Source organism: Marinitoga okinawensis, from assembly GCF_055387075.1.
In genome coordinates, this window is record NZ_AP042422.1 from 2,100,102 (window position 1) to 2,119,449 (window position 19,348).

Genomic DNA, 19,348 nt, shown 5'->3' on the forward strand with positions numbered 1-19,348 from the left:
TTATGTTATTAGATTTACATTCACACTCAACATTTTCAGATGGAACTTTTACTCCAGAGGAATTAATTCTCAAAGCAAAGGAAAAAAATTTATCTTTATATTCTATTACAGATCATGATAATTTAGGTGGTCAAGAAGAAGCGATATTTTATTCAAAAAAATATGGTATTAATTACATTACTGGATTAGAAATTAGTTGTAAGTTTAAAAATATGTTTGATATTTTAGGTTATAATATTAGCTTAGATAATTTAGAATTAAATAATGCATTAAAAAAAGTACAGGATTTTAGAAAAAATCGGAATAAATTAATGGTAGAAAAATTGGTTAGTTTAGGATTTGATATAACTTTAGAAGAAGTGATAAATGAAGCTCAAGGAGATGTTGTTGGGCGTCCGCATTTTGCTCGTGTATTACTAAATAAGGGATATGTTAAAGATAGAGATGAAGCTTTTGAAAAATATTTGGGAGATGGAAAAATTGCCTATATACCTAAAGAAAAAATCGAACCCAAAGATGCAGTAAGGCTTATTAAAAATGCTGGTGGATTTCCTGTAATAGCTCATCCAAAATATTTGAGATTATCTTATGATGAATTAAAAAATATAATTTTAGAATTGAAAGAATATGGTTTATGGGGGATTGAGGTTTATTATCCCAAACATTCTAATAAAGAGATTAAAATGTTTAGAGATTTAGCTATTGAAACTAATCTTTTTATAACTACTGGTAGTGATTTTCATGGTGCGAATAAACCTGATATTGATTTAGGAATGAATGTTGATGATGAATTATTAAAAATATCCATAGATATTTTAATGGAGGCTATTAAATGAACTATGTTGAAAGAGAAAAGATATCGACTCGATCTTCATTGATTTCAATAATAGTAAATACATTGCTTGCTTTGCTAAAAATATTTACAGGTTTTATTACTAATAGTATGGCTATTTTAGCAGATGGTTTGGATACTGCTACAGATATTCTTACATCTTTTATGACATTAATCGCTGGAAAAATTGCAAATAAACCACCAGATATTAAACATCCATATGGTCATGAACGTGCAGAAACAATTGCCACTAAAATAGTATCTTTAGTAATTATATATGCCGGATTTGAGGTTCTTATTGGATCTATAAAGCGATTGATTAATAAAGAAATTATTATAGAAAATGCTATATATATTGTTATTATTGCTTTTATATCTGTTGTTTCCAAATTTTTATTATACAAATATAGAATGAGTGTTGGTAAAAAAATAAATAGTAACGCTATTATTGCTGATGCTATGAATATGAAAAATGATATTTTAACTTCCTCTTCTGTGTTAATCGGAATTGCTGTTTTATACTTTACAGGAATATGGTGGTTAGATCCTTTAATTGCTATTTTAGTTTCAATTATGATTTTAAAAACTGGTTTTGAACAATTTATGGAATCTTCAAACGAATTTATGGAGAGTTCACCTGAATTAAAAGAAATATATAATATAGTAATTAATGAGGCTAAATCCTGTAATTGCGTAAAAAATCCTCATAAAATTAGAGCGAGAAAATTTGGATATAAAATATTTGTGGATATGCATATTGAGCTTCCACCAGATATGACAGTGAAAGAAGCAAATGATATTACTGCAAAGTTAGAAAAAAAAATTAAGGAAAAAAATAATAGTATTAGAGATATCGTTATTCACATTGAACCATATGGAAATGCAGAAAAAGAATGTTTTGGTCTTTCTGAAAAAGATATAAAAGATTTAAAGGGGGAATAGTTAGTGTATCCAATTCTTCATATTTATCCTGAAAGAATTAAATTTAATGCAAAAAGAATTAAAAATATGTGTGATAGCAGAAATATTATGCTTACTGGGGTTACAAAAGTTGTTTCTGCAAATATAGATGTTGTAAAGGCTATGCTAGATGCAGGCATTACATCGTTAGGTGACTCAAGAATTCAAAATATAATCCATATGAAAAAAAATGGTATAGATGCTGAATTTATATTGCTTAGAATACCTATGAAATCGGAACTCGATTTGGTAGTTGAATATGTTGATATTGTTTTCGTTTCTGAATTAAAAACTGTAGAATGGATAAATGAGATTGCAAAAGAGAAAAATAAAATTCAAAATATAGTATATATGGTTGATGTTGGAGATTTAAGAGAAGGTGTTTGGTATGAAAATTCTGTTGAAGAGATTCTCCAAGTTCAAAAGTATAAAAATATTTATTTAAAAGGAATTGGAACAAACCTTGGGTGTTTTGGTGGAGTATTGCCAAGTGTAGAAAATATGAATATACTTTTAGAAATTAAAAATGAAATAGAAGAAATTTTAAATAGAAAATTGGATATGATTTCTGGTGGAAATACCGCTGCTTTACCTTTATTAGAAAATAATACATTACCAATTGGAATTAATCATTTCAGACTTGGAGAATCTATCATATGCGGAACCGATGCTACAAATAATAGGAATATTCCTGGGAATAGACAGGATACTGTTATTTTAGAAGCTCAAATTATTGAATTAAAAGAAAAACCATCTGTTCCAGTTGGAGAAATCGGGTTTGATGCTTTTGGAAGAAAACCTATTTTTGAAGATAAAGGGAAAAGATTAAAAGCTATTCTTGCTATAGGAGAACAAGATATTTCACCTGAAGGATTAATACCTCTTGATGATAAAATAGAAGTTCTTCATTCAAGTAGTGATCATACCATTGTTGATTTAACTAATTCTGATAATAACTATAAACTTGGAGATACCATTAAATTTAGAATGAGTTATGGTTGTTTATTAAAAACTATCACAAGTAAATATGTAGAGAAAGTTATTGAAAAATAAAAAAAGCCCCATTTCGGGGCTTATTGGTTTTTTTGTTAGATAGCTTTTACATTAACTGCTTGTAAACCTTTTTCATTTTCTTGAATGTCGTATTCTACTTCTTGACCTTCTTCTAATGTTTTGAATCCGTCCATAGCAATTGCTGTGAAATGAACGAATACGTCGTTTCCATCTTCACCAGAAATAAATCCATAACCTTTTTTTGCGTCAAACCATTTAACTTTTCCTCTCATACTTCTCCTCCATGTTTCTACCGTGTTACCCATTGCAACTACGGATGTGATTCTTTCCCTTTAGGGACAGAATAATTATATACCTTTTTTTTATAAAAGTCAACAAAAACATAAAAATAATTTTTTTACTTAAAATAAAAAAGCCCCATTCCGGGGCTTGATTGGTTTTATTAGAGAGTAGTTACATTAACTGCTTGTAAACCTTTGTTGTTTTCTTGAATCTCATATTCAACATCTTGACCTTCTTCTAATGTTTTGAATCCGTCCATTGCTAATGCTGTGAAATGTACAAATACGTCATTTCCATCTTCACCAGAAATGAATCCATAACCTTTTTTTGCGTCAAACCATTTAACTTTTCCTCTCATGTTTTCCTCCATGTTTCTCCGTGTTACCCTTGTAACTACGTGTGATTTCTTATATAGTATATACTTTAATTATTACAAAGCACTACATTAAATATTAAGTTTTAAAATTAAATATCGGCGAGTGTACACTCGCCGATTGCTATAGTTTTATTTTGTTTCCATCATTATTCTTGGGGTATTATCATAATTCTCAATTGTTCCTAATTTTTGTATATATTCTTTAACAACATCTGCTAATACAAATCCTGTGTCATATCCTTTTTTACCTTTTAACATGGAATATCCGTCTCCACCACTAGCCATATAATTATTTGCAGCAACTTTGTATAATTTATCCATTTCCAATGGTTTGCCATTTACCATTACATCTACAGGTTTTCCATCTTTTACTTTATATGTCAATCCAGCTACATGTAACCATGCTCCTTTTCCTGCTGGAATTTTAACTGCATAATTTAAAACATCCATAATATCTTTTCCTGTTAATTCTTCAATATAAACCGTATTTCCAAATGGTAATACAGTTAAAATATCTCTATATGTGATTTTTCCTGGTTGGATTGAAGCTCTTATTCCACCACCATTTTGCAATGCAATATCTGCTCCTGTCTTCCATATTAAAGCATCTGTTATTAAATGACCTAAATTAGTTTCTCCACCTCTAACATGTGTTCTTTCACCATCTAATAATACTTTTGTTTCACCTATAACTTTATTTAATTCTTCTGCACCTAAGTTATAATAGTAATCTGCTATCATTTTGATAAATGGATCTTCAGGGATTGGTTCTGTTACATATTCATATTGAGCATGTCCATTTGCGTCTTTACCTAAGTATTTTTTCATATTAATTGGAATAGCTGCCCAATCATAATCAACGATTTTTCCATTTTCTACCCATAAGTCTAATCTACCTAAGTATTTACCCCATTCTCCAGCTTGAACAACAATAGTTTTATTAATATATGCTGCTTTTTCCATTAATGTGTGTGAATGTCCATCTATAATAACATCAATGCCTTTTACATCTTTTGCTAATTTATCTGATGTTGTATATTCAACACCCAATGGTTGATATTTTCCATCATAACCCAAGTGACCAAGAACAACAACAATATCTGCTTTTTTCTTTAATTCTGGAAGATATTTCTTTACTGTTTCTTCAACATTTAAGAATTTTCCACCATTTAAGTGAAGAGGTTCTAATACCTGTGTTTGTTCTGTAGTAACACCAAGAATAGCGATTTTAACTCCACCAACATTTTTAATAATATAAGGCTTGAATAATTGTCTGCCATCTTTAGTAACAAAATTTGCTGATAAGAATGGAAATCCAGCATATCTTTGTTGCATAAGTGTTGTGCTTATTGGATTATCAAATTCATGGTTACCTAATGCCATAGCATCTACACCCATATAATGTAAAGCTACAAAGTCTGGTATTGCATCGAGTTGATCTGATTCTGGAACACCCGTGTTAACATCGCCAGCATGTAAGAATAATACATTTGGATTTACTGCTCTTTCTTTGTTTACTAAGGTAGCAATTCTTGCAAATCCCCCAATGTCTGGATTATGATACTCACTATATGGCCACACATGCCCATGAGTATCGTTTAAATGAAAAATGACTATATGCTGTGGAGTTGCAAATACAGCAACAGCTAACACTGCCAATAACACCACTAAAAACTTTTTCATCTTCATACCCCCTTAAAAAGTAAGATTTTGGATTTAATTACTTAACAAACATCCTTTTTCTAGAAAAAATTAAATCACCAACATTTACATTTAATTCTCTAGCCACTACAGGACATTTGGACATTAATACGAAATATATATTTTCATTTTCTTCGCTTAGACCTTCAAAATTCCCTTGACCTTTAGAAATTATAATATCTGCTTGTTTATAAGCAATAATAAATTCCTGATTTACATCACTTAATAATGTTCCTGGTATTTTGCTACCTGAAGAAATAACTTCTGATGATACTTCCTCTAATCCAACTTGCTTCGCATCCTCTAATGTAACATCATTTATCACCGGAGCTCCTCTAACTGCAGAAATAATATGCAAATCTGGATATTCCTCTTTTAAAAGCTTTATAAATAGCTTGTCTAATACTATTTCTCCTGCATTATCATGAATATATAAGAGGATTTTTGAGTTTTCTAATGATTCTGAAAAACTTCCAAAATCATCTAATGCAAATTTTTTTAATTTCAATACATTTTCTAATTCCCATTCCAATTCGCCAAAAGAATTTTTTACTCCATAATCTATTACATTACCTAAAGCAGAAAGCTTTGCTGCATTTTTGAGAGGTTCATCAGAATTCTTTAAAAATGAATACATATCATCAAAAACTTCCAAAAATGTTTCATTTGATTGTTTTTTCTCTTCACTAAAATAATCTGTTGTTCCTGTAAATTCTTCAAGACGTTCATATATAACCCTAGCCATTTCAATTGGTTTTTTACCATATGATGAGTATTTAAGCATATCCATAGATATATTTTTCATCAACTCAAATTTCTGTTTTTCATCATAATTTTTGAAATTTTTATTTATTATATTCTTTATTTGATCAATAACGCATCCTATACATTCATATTTAGCAAACATATTATTACCCCCGCACATTTTATTTCTATAATTAAATTATAGAAATATTTCTTTACAGTTTTAAATATTTAACTTGAATATACCTTTTAATTTTTATTAACCCTTTAAAACTGATATTGGAATTAATCTTGCTACTTTAGTTGAAATTCCTACTTTTTCTACTATTTTTACTACATCATCAATATTTTTATAAACTTCGGGGGCTTCTTCAACAATTGAACTTTTCGATTTTGCTATAATATGTATGTTTTTTTCTCTTAATTCATCTAAAACTTCTTTTGAATTCAATCTCCTTTTTGCCTGCCTTCTTCCTAATACTCTTCCTGCACCGTGAGCTGAAGATCCAAAAGCAAAAGATTTTGAATTTTTTGTTCCAATAAGAATATAGGATGCCGTTCCCATATTGCCAGGTATAATAACTGGTTGGTTTTCAAAAGCCCTTGTTGCACCTTTTCTATGAACTATTAACTTTTTTATCTTTCCATCAATTTCATGTTCTTCTAATTTTGCTATATTATGAGTGATATCATATAATAATTTAACTTTAACATTAAACATTTCTTTAAATATTTCTCTAATTTTATGTCCCATAATTTGCCTATTCGTAAAAGCATAATTGGCTGCTCCATTCATGGCTGCAAAGTAATTTTGACCGTATTGACTGTTAAATGGTGCGTTTATCAATTGTTTGTCTGGCACTTTTTTATTCCATTCTTTTAAATTGTCTCTAAATATTTTTATATAATCCGTTGCTATTTGATGACCTAAACCTCTTGAACCAGAATGAATTGTATATACTACTTGATTTTCAAATAATCCCCATTTTTTAGCTATTTGATAATTATATATTTCTCCAACTTTTTGTATTTCGATAAAATGATTCCCTGAACCCAATGTCCCTAATTCATCCGATCCTCTTTTTATTGCTTCTTTTGATATAGTATTAAAGTCTGTGTAATCAATTTTACCTCTATCTTCAATATTATTCAAATCTTCTGATATTCCATAATTATTATTAATAGCCCAATAAACACCATTTTCTATAATATTCTTCATTTCTTTTACAGAAAGCTTAATTTTTGTTCTTGATCCAACACCAGCAGGTATTGTATCAAATATTTTTTTTGTTAAAATTTCTATGTGATTTTCTATTTCTTTAAAATTCAAAGGTGTAGTCATTACTCTTACACCACAATTAATATCAAATCCTACACCACCAGGAGAAATTATTCCATCATTTGCACTAAATGCCGCTACTCCACCTATTGGAAATCCATATCCCCAGTGGATATCAGGCATAGCATAAGCAGCTTTTACTATTCCTGGTAATGATGCTACATTAACAAGTTGTTGAATTGCCTCGTGATATTCTGAACTATATATTGTTTTTGAATCAGTAAAAATATATGCATCAACATTCATTTTACCAAACTTTTCAATTTTCCAAATATAAGGATTTTCCCTAATTATTTTCATAGTTCCACCTCATAATTATTATAACACACTCAGCCTGTTGGCAAAATAAAATATGAAAAAATAATATGAGTGAATACTTGAAAATTCCCGAAAAAATGTGAATGAAGTTGAATATATTGGAATTCAAAAATAAAAAGAATGAGTTTTATTTTGATTCCAACTTTATGGAATAAGAATTTTCACTGGATAAGCGAATATTGTTTTGAATATTTTATTTTGTACTTTGTCTACAAACTATAATAAATAGCCCTTTCGGGCTATTTATTATAATGGCAATACTGTTTTTCCTAATTTTTCATTTAAAACTTCAGCCATAGCTGTATAAATTGCTGAGGATCCACAAAAAATCCCTTCCCATCCTGCAATTGCCTTTATAATTGCACTACCTGTAAAATCTCCTATTGCTAATAAGAAAAATAATATTGTTAAAGTTCCAAAAACTGTTTGTGTTGCTTTATTACCATTTAATGTTCCTATATACATAAATAATGTAAATATTCCCCATAACAAAAGATAAAAAGCTACAGCTTTTGCAGAAGCTGGTTCTCCTAATCCCATTTTTGGCATTGTCCATATACCAACTAAGCTCAACCAGAAAAGTCCATAAGATGTAAATGCTGTTGCACCAAAGGTATTATTTTTCTTCATTTCAAAAATACCTGCTATTACTTGTGCTAACCCTCCATAAAAAACACCCATTGCCATAATCACAGCACTTAATTCTATAATTCCAGCATTATGAAGATTCAATAAAACAGTTGTCATACCAAAACCCATTAATCCTAATGGAGCCGGATTTGCTAATTTTTCTGAAACATTTACATTTTTCACTTCCACTTTTATTCCTCCTTAATTTTATTTTATTCCACGATATTTTAATGGAAATATATTACCTAAATTTTAATACCATATCACTGTATAAAATAACTCCTTAAGTATTTATACTTAAGGAGTTATTTTAATCTTTTTATTAATAATTTTCGTTGGATTTTTCGCCATTTACAATTTTTACGCCAGCACTTGCTCCAATTCTTTCTGCACCAACTTTTATCATTTTTTCAGCATCTTCAAAACTTCTTACTCCTCCAGAAGCCTTTACTTTTAATGCATCACCTACAACAAATTTCATTAATGCTACATCTTCAACTGTTGCACCACCAGTTCCAAAACCTGTTGATGTTTTTACAAAATTAGCTCCCGCTTCTTTTGAAATTACACATGCAGCTATTTTTTCTTCTGTTGTTAAATAACATGTTTCAATAATAACTTTTACTGTATTTCCTTGAGCTGCTTCTACTACTGCTTTTATTTCATCATATATATAATCATATTCTCCAGCTTTTAACATTCCAACATTAATAACCATATCAAATTCATTTGCACCATCATTTAAAGCTATATCTGTTTCATATGCTTTCACATCAATTGAATTTGCACCTAAAGGAAATCCTATTACAGTTGCAATTTTCACATCAGAATCTTTTAATTCTTCTTTTGCTAAAGGAACATAAACCGGATTCACACATACGGAAAAGAATCCATAATCTTTTGCTTCTTTACATATTCTTTTTATATCTTCTGGTGTTGTTGTTGCTTTTAATATTGTATGATCTATATATTTAGCAACATCTTTTGGTTCTAGTTTTATATCTTTCTCAATAATTTTAAATTCTTTGTTGTATCTTTCTATTTCCTTTTGAACTAATTTTTTTAATTCCATCTTTTCACCTCTTTCTAAAGTCCTAATTCTTCAGCAATTTCTTTCATTGATTCTATGGAAATTTCAAAAAATCTATTTAATTCTATACCTATTTCCTCTATTTTCCTTATATTTTCTCTATTTGCACCTGCGGCAAATGATTTATCCTTAAACTTTTTCTTTAAAGACTTTACTTTTAGTCCTTCTATTGATTTATCTGGCCTTACTAAAACTGCTGCAGTTACTAAGCCTGAGATAGGATCTGCAGCATATAATGCATAATCCATTTTTGTATTTAATGGAGCATGATTATTATGGGCTAATATCGCATTTTTTTCTTCATCTGTTAATTTATTTTCTAGTAATTCAACTGTTTTTTTTGCATGAATTTCTGGATTATTTTTTGTATATTCATAATCTAAATCATGAAGTATTCCTATTATTTCCCATCTTTCTGGATCTTCATTTAATTCTTTTGCCAATCCTTTCATTATTGCTCCTACTGCCAAACAATGTTTTATAAGATTATCACTTTTTACTTGCTCTTTTAATAATTTTATTGCTTCTTCCCGTGTCATTCATTTTCCCCCTCAAAGTACATTTGGCATGTTCTCCAACCAAATAACATTTTTATTCCCTCGTAAAAAGGAATATCTATCATGAAATCATATCTTGTTCCTTCTTTTGATTCTAATCTTTGAATTATATTTTTTATCTTATTAAATACTCCAGGACCAGCTAATTTTGCCATTTTGCCATTTTTCACTGGTTGTAAATTAAAGGTTCTTAACCCTTTTACATGTGAATCATTTGGAAAAAATACTACCTTTACCTCTCCAAACATTTCTGTAAGTTCTTCAAATTTTTGATTAGCCATTTCTTCATTACCATAATTATAATAACCGAGAAAACTAATTATAGCTTGTTCTGGTAAATTTAACTCAGTCTCAAATCTCCCAGAAGTTTCAAATTCAAATGATTCAAGAACTTTCCAATATTTACAATAATCGGGTGGAACATTTATAGCCTTTAATTTTGAATATCTTAATAAACAATTTGAACATGGAATATTATTTTCAAAGTTTTTTCTCATTTGATATAATTTATCACCTTCTTGTGACATAAAATAAAGATATCCTTGATATATTGAAGCTAAATATTTTACTTTACCTTGTAAAAATACCTTACTCAAATACTCTTTTGCTTTAATATAATCCTTATCATATAAAGAGGTTATAAAATGTAACAATGGATCATTTGCACCCCTTGCAGCTTCTTCCACCGCTTTATATGCCTTAATGTAATGACCAGCATATACAGCATTCATCGCTAAGAGTAAATTTGTATATTTATTATTTGGAAATTTTTTTACCGCATTTTCAGCAAATTCATAAGCATCCTTTTCTCTTAAAAAGAACTTTGCCATACCTAAGTTAAAATAGTCTTCAGGAAAAGATGGATTGTTTAATAGATCTTTTACTTCTTCATATTCTCCTTTTAATAGATGAACAACAGCCTGTTGATTTATATATGAACTCTTAGGTTTGTTCGCAAGCATCTTTTCAATATGTTTTGCTAATTCTAAATTATTGTTTTTAAAATCATAATAATTAAGATCCACCAATGTTTGCACATCGTCAATAGGTACAGATATGTATTTTATCTCTATTTTTGCTCTTTCGACAGTTTTTTGCTTTTTCTTTTCTATATTAATTCCTTTTTTCTTCAAGTCTTTTTCAAATTTTTTCTTTAATTGCATTATTGCCTTTAAATTATCAGGTATATTATCCATTTCTAATCACCTTTCTTCCGAGTTTAAAACTATAATATTCTGATTTTCCAATAATCACATGATCAGATAATTTTATTCCTAATAGTTCTCCGCTTTTTTCTATTTTTTTAGTTATTTCAAAATCTGTTATACTGGGTTCACTATCTCCAGATGGGTGATTGTGAACTATCAAAATAGATATTGCATTATTTTTTATAGCTGTTTTAAATATATCTCTGGGATGCAAAATCGACTGATTAGCTGTTCCTATACTAACAGTTTCAATTGAGATTGGATTTAATTTACTATTTAAAGATATGCATTTTACCATTTCCTTTTCTGATAATGCCATTTCATCATATAATAAATCATATACTTTGTCTGGAGAATCTAATTTCAAATCTTCTTTTTTCAGTATTTCTTTATGAAATCTTATTCCTAACTCAAATACTGCTTTTAATGTTATAGCTGTAACTTCACCTATACCATCAATTTGACTTAATTCTTCTATATTCATAAAAAACAAATCTTTTAAAGAATATGTATTTGATATTTCTTTTGAAATTTCAAATACTGTTTTTTCTTTTATACCTTTTCTTATTATTATAGCTAATAATTCATCAATAGTCAAATTTTTAGGTCCGTATTTTTTTAATTTTTCCCTCGGCAATTCAAACATTGAAAACTCCTTTTTTATATAAATACCAAAAAATCTTATTTAAAGGCAACCCCATAACATTATAATAATCACCATTGATTTTTTCAATAAAAGCTCCTCCAAAGTCTTGAATCCCATAACTTCCAGCTTTATCTAAAGGTTGATATTTTTTTATATAGAATTTTATCACATCTTCTGACAATTCATGAAAAAAAACTTCTGTTAAATCATATGTTGTATATATTTCATTTAATGTTCTAAATGTGATTCCTGTTATTACTTCATGTTTTTTACCAGATAATTTTTTTAATGTATTTATTGCATCTTTTTCATCTCTAGGTTTTCCTAAAATTTCATTATTAAAAATCACTATGGTATCTGCGGTTATTAATAATTCATTTTCTAATATTTCTATATCTTTTGATTTATTAATACTCAACTCTTTAGCATATTCTATTGGATTATTTTTCTCACTATATTCTTCTTTATTCGATACTCTAACTTCAAAAGGAATTCCTAATTTCGATAATATTTCTTTTCTTCGTGGCGACCCAGAACCGAGCACTATTTTCATTTTTTTACACTCCTAAAAGTTGATTTTACTACAAATGCATTTGCTAATGCTGAAAATGTTCCAAATAATATCATCTGAGGCAAATACCAAAATATTCCTGCAGATTTAACTATAAATAACCAACCTATTGTAACTTGAGTTAAATTATTGAATATTGCTCCCACTTCACTAATACCTATTATATCAAAAATTTTTATTTTTATTATTACATACATTGCTAATGTTGCTATAATACTTCCTGTTAATCCCATAAAAAAGGTTGGACTTAAAAATTTACCTGCTAATAATGATCCCAATATACTTTTAAATATTGCTATGTATAAACCGTTTATTAATATATTATCTGATGTTAAAGAATATAATATTGCAAAATTCGAAAAACCCCATCTTGCACCAGGTAAAGGTATAGGAAATGGCACTAATGTTTCTAAATAATAGACTGCTGAAGATAATGCTGTTAGAATAGCTAATTTGGGGAGATTATTTTTTACCATGAAATTATGTCAACTCCTATATTTTTCTTTTTTCCTATTGGTTTAACTACTACTTTGTTTGGCAAACATATAATTTCTTGAGATGAATTATCTACCCACCCTGTATGCTCACATGTTTTTAATGGACAATCTGCATCTATAACCCTTATTTTTTTTCCATTAAATACAACTTTTAACTTATAGTCTCCATCATCACCATATACTGCATATGTCCCTGGTTTTGTTATTTTGAATAATTCCTTTCCACCAAGATAAACTTCTGCTCCTTTTAAATCGTCTTTTAAAAGGTTTTGAAATAACATTATTCCAGATACTATTATAATAATTATAAACAAAAATATTAAATCTTTCTTCATTTTGTCTCCTCACAAATATTATTTTTCTTCTTTTAAATAATAATCAAACCCAGTTGTTTTAATAATTTTATTGTCTGATGTTATACCATATACTTGAATTCCATACCGCGTCATAGAATCTAATCCTATTAATTTATCACCTAATATGAATATGGCTGTTGCCATTGCATCAGCTTTCATTGCTGTATCGGATATTATGGTAACACTTTTATAATAATTTGCTGGATATCCTGTTTTTGGATCAATTAAATGGTGATATCTTACACCATCTTTTATAAAAAATCTTTCATAATTACCTGATGTAACAATAGCCCCTTCTTTTAAATAAACTTTTTCTTTTATATCATATGGACCTTTATCGGGATCTCGAATCCCAATTGTCCATGCAAATCTACCAAATTTTGGACCAATAATTCCAATATCCCCACCAGCATCTATAAAACCAGTAGCATTTGGGTCTAAATCTTTTATTTTATGAATAGCCATATCAACAGCATATCCTTTTGCTATTCCACCCAAATCTATCATTGTTTTATCATTTAATAATGATATCCTATTACCATCTATTTTTATAAATTTATAACTAACACCCGGCAATGCGGCTTTTATTTCATCGGGAGATGGCACTCTTTTTTCACTATTCATATCATCAAATCCCCATAGTTTAACTAATTCTCCAACAGTTGGATCAAAAGCACTACCTGTCAAATCAGCAAAGTTAATTGCAGCTTTTATTAAAAACAGCGTTTCTTTATCAGCTATTATCGACCTATCTTTATTTAATTTTGAAATAACGCTTGTTTCTATATTTTTACTAAATTTTCTTTCTATTCTTTTCATCTCATCAAATGCAATATCTGCTAATTTTTCTGAATCAATCTTTTCACTGGCGACGACAACTCTAACCCATGTGCCTAATGCAAAGTCTTTTTTCTCATAATATTTTGGCAATGGTTTATGAAATAAGAAAAATAATGTTAATCCTAAAGCTATTAACAAAATACCTATATATAATATACCTTTATTTTTTAAAAAATTATTGGAATTTTTTTCAAGCAATTTTTGCACCTTCCCTTTTCATCTATATTTTGAATTTTTATATTATAGCCATTTCTTTCTATAAGTAATGTATTACACTCTGGACAATATGTTGATTCATATTTTTCATCCCATACATTTCCTAAATACACATAATTTAAATATTTTTTTGCCGTATTATATAATTTTTCCAAAAAATATATATTTGTGGGTAATTCTTTATATTTATACGATGGATAATATCTGCTTAAATGCAATGGAATATCCTTTGAAATATTACTAATCCATTTGAAAAGCTGTTCAAGTTCTTTTTCATTATCATTTCCATTTGTGACTACTAATGTAGTTATTTCAACATGAATATTATTTTCAAAGCATAATTTTATTGTTTCCATTACCGGTTCTTTATTTCCACCTATTATTTTTTTATAAAATTCATCATTAAAACCTTTTAAATCTATATTTACTGCATCTATATAAGGAATTAATTTTTTTAAAGGTTCTTTATTAATATATCCATTAGTAACAAGAACTATTTTTATTCCATGTTTTTTCAACAAAGCTACTACATCAAAAATATATTCATACCAAACTATTGGTTCAGAATAAGTAAATGCAACCATTTTTGCTTTTTTATTTAATACTATTTCTACTAATTCTTTTGGTTCTATTTTGTATATACTATATGGACGTTCCTGTGAGATTTCAGAATTTTGACAAAATGCACATTTAAAATTACAACCCCATGTTCCTAAAGATAGTATATTTTCTCCTGGATAAAAATGAAATAATGGTTTTTTTTCTATTGGATCATTGCTAATTGCTGTAATTTCTCCATAATTCAAGGAGTATAATTTCCCATCAACATTCTTTCTTACCTTACAAATTCCTGTAAGATTATTTTTTATTATGCAATTATGCGGACATAAATTGCATTTTACTTTTTTATTTTCCAATTTTTCATAAAACATTGCTTCTTTCATAAAATCACCAAATATTTTGTTTAAAGATTTAAAAATATCTTTCTACTGTGAATTTATAAATTTCATAAGGTTCTGTAGAATAAATACCAGCCTTTAATTTTGCTATTCTTAATTGTTCTTCAACTGTATCCACACCATCTATTGCTGGTAACAAAACACCTTTTTTCCAACCACTAACTACTATTATGCCATATATATTTGGATCTAATTCATCTACCGATTCAATTAACTGTGGTTCGCTTAATACATCTACATTGACTTGAATATCTTCTAATTCATCAACAGTAACAGGAGAAAATCTATAATCTCTTGTAGCTGCCGCTATTCCATTTTCTCTTATTTCTGTTGCAAGATTCTCATATACAGGTTCAATTGTTCCTATACATCCTCTTAAATCACCATTTAAAAGGTGAAGAGTAACAAAACAAGCTGCTCTCCTAGTCAATAATTCTTCTGGCAAATCTTCTCTTATATCAATTTTTCTACCGTATCTTACATAATTTTCAATAACTTCTATTGCCCACTTCACATAAGGATGACTACCTTCCATTTTATCACCCTCTTTTCATTATTAAGATTTTCAAAGTTTTTATTTAAAAACTTTTTTTATTTTAAATATTCTTTCTATCCTATCATGTCTTTCCAAAGTTTTCAAAAATTTAGAATTTCTTTCAGCAATTGCAATAGCTATTAAATTATTATTATCATCTATTAAAGAAACATAATCATCTTTTTTAAATTCTTCATATTCTTTTATATTATCTAAAAATATTGGATTACCATTTAACCCGCGTATAATACCCATGTCATTTAATTTCACTTTTGGAAAATCTAAAACTTCTAACATTGATATCATTTTTTCTTCTGAAATTTCCTCTATATTTATTGCATCGTCAACATTAAATCTACCTACTTTCAATCTTCTAAGTTCTTGAGTCACTGCACCAATTCCAATTTTATATCCTATATCCATTATCAAAGATCTAATATAAGTTCCTGAAGATACTTCACACGTAAATTCAAAAACTCCATTCTCATAAATTTTTATATTTTCTATATTATAAATTTCTACTTCCTTAGGTGGCATATTAATAATTTTTCCTCTTCTTGCTAGTTCAAATAATCTTTTACCATTATATTTTCTTGCTGAATACATTGGAGGAACTTGCATATATTTACCCTTAAACGATAATATTATTTCTTTTAAATTTTTTATATGCTCTTCTTTTACTTCATTTTTTTCTTTGATCTCACCAGTTATATCAAATGTATCTGTAACTATACCCAATTTTGCTTTTACAAAATATTTTTTGCTTTTATTCTGTAAATATTCTAATAGCCTTGTTCCTTTATTAATTCCTAATATGAGTAGTCCTGTAGCAAATGGATCTAATGTCCCAGAATGCCCAACTTTTCTTGTGAAAAATTTTTCTCTAACAATATCTACAACATCATGTGAAGTTATTCCTGATGGCTTATCAATTAAAATGAAACCGTTATTCATCGGTTTCACCTTTATCTTTTGATATTTCATTTAGCAATTTATGTATTTTTATGCTTTCTTCAATACCAATATCTTTATGAAATCTGATTTCTGGTATTTTATACATTCTAACGTTTTTAGCAATAACGCTTTTGAAAAAACCTTTTGCCTTTGTTAATACTTCTATAATTTCTTCTATATCTCCGTTTAAGACGGATATATACACATCAGCAAACGATTTATCTCTGGATAATTCAACTCTCGTTGCAGAAATTATCTTATTCTGTATTCTTGGATCTCTGAGATTTGATATATTCATATTTATTAATTTTAATATTTCTGATTCTATCATTTCTCTTCTAAATTCTTTAGCCATTTTCTGATTCCTCCTCTTCTGGTTCCTCTATAAATGTATCTAAGTTCATGAAATCATTTGATTCATCTAATTTTTCTTCTAATTTTTCTAAAAAATCTAAATACTTTTTAGCAGTCATCCCAAACTTATTCCAAACAACATCTGAAGGAACTGGTATATCATAACACCCTGAATATCCGTAATAAATCGTATTTATCGAAGAATTTGCTAAATGAACTATATATACATTCATAGAGAATTTTTCAATATCTAATTTTTCTGGAATATCATGATATTCTGCAGTATATATTACATTATCTGGCAAATTCCAATTTTTAAATAATTCTTTTCCAAGAATTTGATGACTCATAACATTGAGCATCTCTTCTGCTTTTAAAAAAGATACTTTTTTATATTCCGCCACATTCAACACCATTTCAACCGTTTCTGGAGTTATTATTCCCATCACCATTTTTCCTAAATCATGTAACATTCCGCTCAAAAATATTTCTTCTTTATCTGGATAGTTTACTATTTGAGCTAGTTGCTCAGCGGCAATAGCTACTGCTATGCTATGCCGCCAAAATTTTTTTGAATCTAAAAATTCAAACTCCCTTCTAAAAAAAGAATCAGCAACAAAAATTCCCATTGCAAGATTTCTTACAGTTTTAAAGCCTAATATATTAATTGCCTGCGATAACTTTGTTATTTTTCTTGGTAACGCATAATATGCAGAATTACTTAATTTTAGAATTTTAGCTACAAGAGGTGGTGATTGTAATACTGCTTTTTCTAATTCTTTCGTATTAGATGATGGATTTCCTGCTATATCCATTATTCTTTTTAATATAAAATTAGGAGTTGGTAATTCAGATATTTTTTTTAACAATTCTTTCATCGTTGTAGCCATATTTTATCACTATCCCTTTTTAAACTCTATATAAAATCTTGTGCCTTTACCTTCTACGCTTTTTAACCAAATCTTACCATCCTGTATTTCTACTAACTCTTTTACAACTGATAAACCTATTCCAGTGCCTGATACTTCATAAGTTAATGAGGAGTCTACTCTATAAAATTTCTCAAATATTTTTTCATGATGTTCTTTAGAAATACCTATACCATTATCTTCCACCAAAATTAATATCTTATCCCCTTCATTTTTTAAGGTTATTTTTACAAATTTTAAGTCTTTCCTCTTATCAGAATACTTTATTGCATTATCTATTAGATTAGATAATATTTGTTTTACTCTTGTTCTATCTAATTTTACGATTATATTTTCTTTTGGTAAAACTTTATATAATTTAACTCCATTTGCTTCAGCTTTATTTTTATTTGAATTATAAACTTCCTCAATTAATTCATTTATAGAAAATTCCTCTTTTTTTATGTTTATTGTTTTCATTTCTAATCTTGAAAAATCTAATATTTCATCAAGTAGATTTTGTAAATGATCGGCTTCATTTAATATGGTCTCCATAAAATCTTTTAAAGTTTCTGTATCAAGCATTTCAAGGCTATCCACGATAGATTCTGAATAGGCTTTTATAGCAGCCAATGGGGTTCTTAATTCATGGGATACCATAGATAAAAATTCTGTTTTCATTTGATCCAGTTTTCTTAATCTTTCCAATTCTTTTGTTCCAGAAATATCTGTTATTATTACTAAATAATTATCATCTATGGTTTTTAAAAAATCAATTGATAAAAAATGATCCTTTAATTCTAACTCTTTAGTTAGTTTCTCTCCGATAATTTCTAATTTTATCAATTCATTTTTTATAAACCCTAATAATTCTTCACCATAAATATCTTCAAGATTTTTAAAATTATTGTTTATAAATATTATGTTATAATTTTTATCATAAACTGCTAAACCACTAATCATGGAATTCAATATTTGATTGAGAAAATCTCTATTTTTCTCGATAATCTTGTTTGTTTCCAAGATTTCTTCATATAATTCAAGGTTTTCAATGATTGTCGCCATTAAAAAGCTCATTATATTGAGAAATAATGTTATTTCATTTGATATTTCTTCTACTTCAGTTTCACAGACATATATTAATAGCAATCTTTGTGATTTTGAAAAAGGAATAATTAAAGCACTACCGCCATTTTCCAGTGGAAATATAGAAGTTTTTAAAGATTTGGCAGCCCATGCTGCCAAATCTTTAATTTCTTCTGATAATTCCTTATTATTAATTTCAATATATTTATCATTCTGGGGTTTTAAAAAATACTCATCCTTTATGGGTATTAGTCTGTTTATAATAGAATGTATAGAGTTTTCTACTTGATCTAAGCTATTTAAAGAACTAACTTCCATTACTAAATCTGAAATTTTAGAATATGTCTCTATTATCATATTTTTCGAATCCATAGC

23 protein-coding genes are annotated in these 19,348 nt (G+C 28.0%); 3 read left to right on the forward strand and 20 right to left on the reverse strand.

From position 1 onward, the window contains the following. Positions 1-2 precede the first annotated feature (2 nt). Genes ACZ5CK_RS10105 through ACZ5CK_RS10115 form a run of 3 tightly spaced genes read left to right on the forward strand, consistent with a single transcriptional unit; the run spans position 3 to position 2,845 of the window. Entirely contained in the window at positions 3-836 is an 834-nt protein-coding gene (locus ACZ5CK_RS10105) for a PHP domain-containing protein (protein WP_464581689.1), read from the forward strand. Beyond that, a complete protein-coding gene (locus ACZ5CK_RS10110) occupies positions 833-1,774 on the forward strand; it encodes a cation diffusion facilitator family transporter (protein ID WP_464581690.1) in 942 nt (313 codons plus the stop codon). The genes ACZ5CK_RS10105 and ACZ5CK_RS10110 overlap by 4 nt, the downstream gene beginning before the upstream one ends. Positions 1,775-1,777: 3 nt before the next feature. Then, on the forward strand, positions 1,778-2,845 hold the full coding sequence (locus ACZ5CK_RS10115) for an alanine/ornithine racemase family PLP-dependent enzyme (RefSeq protein ID WP_464581691.1): 1,068 nt from the start codon (positions 1,778-1,780) through the stop codon (positions 2,843-2,845). 35 nt (positions 2,846-2,880) lie between these two features. Here ACZ5CK_RS10115 and ACZ5CK_RS10120 read toward each other — a convergent pair whose 3' ends face one another. From ACZ5CK_RS10120 to ACZ5CK_RS10215, 20 genes are all read right to left on the reverse strand, one after another. Next, the gene (locus ACZ5CK_RS10120; protein ID WP_464581692.1) at positions 2,881-3,078 is read right to left on the reverse strand and encodes a cold-shock protein; all 198 of its coding nucleotides are present in this window, start codon (positions 3,076-3,078) and stop codon (positions 2,881-2,883) included. 170 nt (positions 3,079-3,248) lie between these two features. Next, the gene (locus tag ACZ5CK_RS10125; protein WP_464581693.1) at positions 3,249-3,446 is read right to left on the reverse strand and encodes a cold shock domain-containing protein; all 198 of its coding nucleotides are present in this window, start codon (positions 3,444-3,446) and stop codon (positions 3,249-3,251) included. Between the two features lie 147 nt (positions 3,447-3,593). Beyond that, positions 3,594-5,147 (reverse strand): 5'-nucleotidase C-terminal domain-containing protein, encoded by a 1,554-nt coding sequence (locus ACZ5CK_RS10130; RefSeq protein WP_464581694.1) that lies wholly within the window; start codon positions 5,145-5,147, stop codon positions 3,594-3,596. A gap of 37 nt (positions 5,148-5,184) precedes the next feature. After that, positions 5,185-6,072, reverse strand: a complete 888-nt coding sequence (locus ACZ5CK_RS10135; protein ID WP_464581695.1) for a damage-control phosphatase ARMT1 family protein — start codon at positions 6,070-6,072, stop codon at positions 5,185-5,187. 96 nt (positions 6,073-6,168) lie between these two features. Continuing rightward, positions 6,169-7,548 carry an RtcB family protein gene (locus ACZ5CK_RS10140; protein WP_464581696.1) on the reverse strand — a complete coding sequence of 460 codons (1,380 nt, stop codon included), beginning with the start codon at positions 7,546-7,548 and terminating at the stop codon, positions 6,169-6,171. 264 nt (positions 7,549-7,812) lie between these two features. Next, a complete protein-coding gene (locus ACZ5CK_RS10145; protein ID WP_464581697.1) occupies positions 7,813-8,385 on the reverse strand; it encodes an acetate uptake transporter in 573 nt (190 codons plus the stop codon). A gap of 133 nt (positions 8,386-8,518) precedes the next feature. Further along, entirely contained in the window at positions 8,519-9,268 is a 750-nt protein-coding gene (deoC, locus tag ACZ5CK_RS10150; protein WP_464581698.1) for a deoxyribose-phosphate aldolase, read from the reverse strand. A 14-nt stretch (positions 9,269-9,282) separates the two neighbouring features. Continuing rightward, positions 9,283-9,825, reverse strand: a complete 543-nt coding sequence (locus ACZ5CK_RS10155) for an HD domain-containing protein (protein WP_464581699.1) — start codon at positions 9,823-9,825, stop codon at positions 9,283-9,285. Then, positions 9,822-11,039: a hypothetical protein gene (locus tag ACZ5CK_RS10160; RefSeq protein ID WP_464581700.1), complete on the reverse strand. Its 1,218-nt coding sequence runs from the start codon at positions 11,037-11,039 to the stop codon at positions 9,822-9,824. The genes ACZ5CK_RS10155 and ACZ5CK_RS10160 overlap by 4 nt, the downstream gene beginning before the upstream one ends. Further along, a complete protein-coding gene (gene radC / locus ACZ5CK_RS10165; RefSeq protein WP_464581701.1) occupies positions 11,032-11,697 on the reverse strand; it encodes a RadC family protein in 666 nt (221 codons plus the stop codon). Before radC ends, ACZ5CK_RS10160 begins: the two co-directional genes overlap by 8 nt. Continuing rightward, positions 11,690-12,250 (reverse strand): Maf family protein, encoded by a 561-nt coding sequence (locus tag ACZ5CK_RS10170; protein ID WP_464581702.1) that lies wholly within the window; start codon positions 12,248-12,250, stop codon positions 11,690-11,692. Before ACZ5CK_RS10170 ends, radC begins: the two co-directional genes overlap by 8 nt. After that, a complete protein-coding gene (locus tag ACZ5CK_RS10175; protein WP_464581703.1) occupies positions 12,247-12,744 on the reverse strand; it encodes a Gx transporter family protein in 498 nt (165 codons plus the stop codon). The genes ACZ5CK_RS10170 and ACZ5CK_RS10175 overlap by 4 nt, the downstream gene beginning before the upstream one ends. Next, a complete protein-coding gene (locus ACZ5CK_RS10180; RefSeq protein WP_464581704.1) occupies positions 12,738-13,100 on the reverse strand; it encodes a NusG domain II-containing protein in 363 nt (120 codons plus the stop codon). The genes ACZ5CK_RS10175 and ACZ5CK_RS10180 overlap by 7 nt, the downstream gene beginning before the upstream one ends. 18 nt (positions 13,101-13,118) lie before the next feature. Beyond that, positions 13,119-14,159 (reverse strand): FAD:protein FMN transferase, encoded by a 1,041-nt coding sequence (locus ACZ5CK_RS10185; protein WP_464581705.1) that lies wholly within the window; start codon positions 14,157-14,159, stop codon positions 13,119-13,121. Next, positions 14,129-15,121, reverse strand: a complete 993-nt coding sequence (amrS, locus tag ACZ5CK_RS10190; protein ID WP_464581706.1) for an AmmeMemoRadiSam system radical SAM enzyme — start codon at positions 15,119-15,121, stop codon at positions 14,129-14,131. Before amrS ends, ACZ5CK_RS10185 begins: the two co-directional genes overlap by 31 nt. A 28-nt stretch (positions 15,122-15,149) precedes the next feature. Continuing rightward, complete coding sequence (amrA, locus tag ACZ5CK_RS10195) at positions 15,150-15,671, reverse strand: AmmeMemoRadiSam system protein A (RefSeq protein WP_464581707.1); 522 nt, start codon at positions 15,669-15,671, stop codon at positions 15,150-15,152. Positions 15,672-15,710: 39 nt separating this feature from the next. After that, positions 15,711-16,625, reverse strand: a complete 915-nt coding sequence (truB, locus tag ACZ5CK_RS10200; RefSeq protein ID WP_464581708.1) for a tRNA pseudouridine(55) synthase TruB — start codon at positions 16,623-16,625, stop codon at positions 15,711-15,713. Next, the gene (gene rbfA / locus ACZ5CK_RS10205) at positions 16,618-16,980 is read right to left on the reverse strand and encodes a 30S ribosome-binding factor RbfA (RefSeq protein ID WP_464581709.1); all 363 of its coding nucleotides are present in this window, start codon (positions 16,978-16,980) and stop codon (positions 16,618-16,620) included. The genes truB and rbfA overlap by 8 nt, the downstream gene beginning before the upstream one ends. Next, a complete protein-coding gene (locus ACZ5CK_RS10210; protein WP_464581710.1) occupies positions 16,973-17,869 on the reverse strand; it encodes an HDOD domain-containing protein in 897 nt (298 codons plus the stop codon). Before ACZ5CK_RS10210 ends, rbfA begins: the two co-directional genes overlap by 8 nt. 9 nt (positions 17,870-17,878) lie before the next feature. Continuing rightward, positions 17,879-19,345: a sensor histidine kinase gene (locus ACZ5CK_RS10215; RefSeq protein ID WP_464581711.1), complete on the reverse strand. Its 1,467-nt coding sequence runs from the start codon at positions 19,343-19,345 to the stop codon at positions 17,879-17,881. Positions 19,346-19,348: the final 3 nt, after the last annotated feature.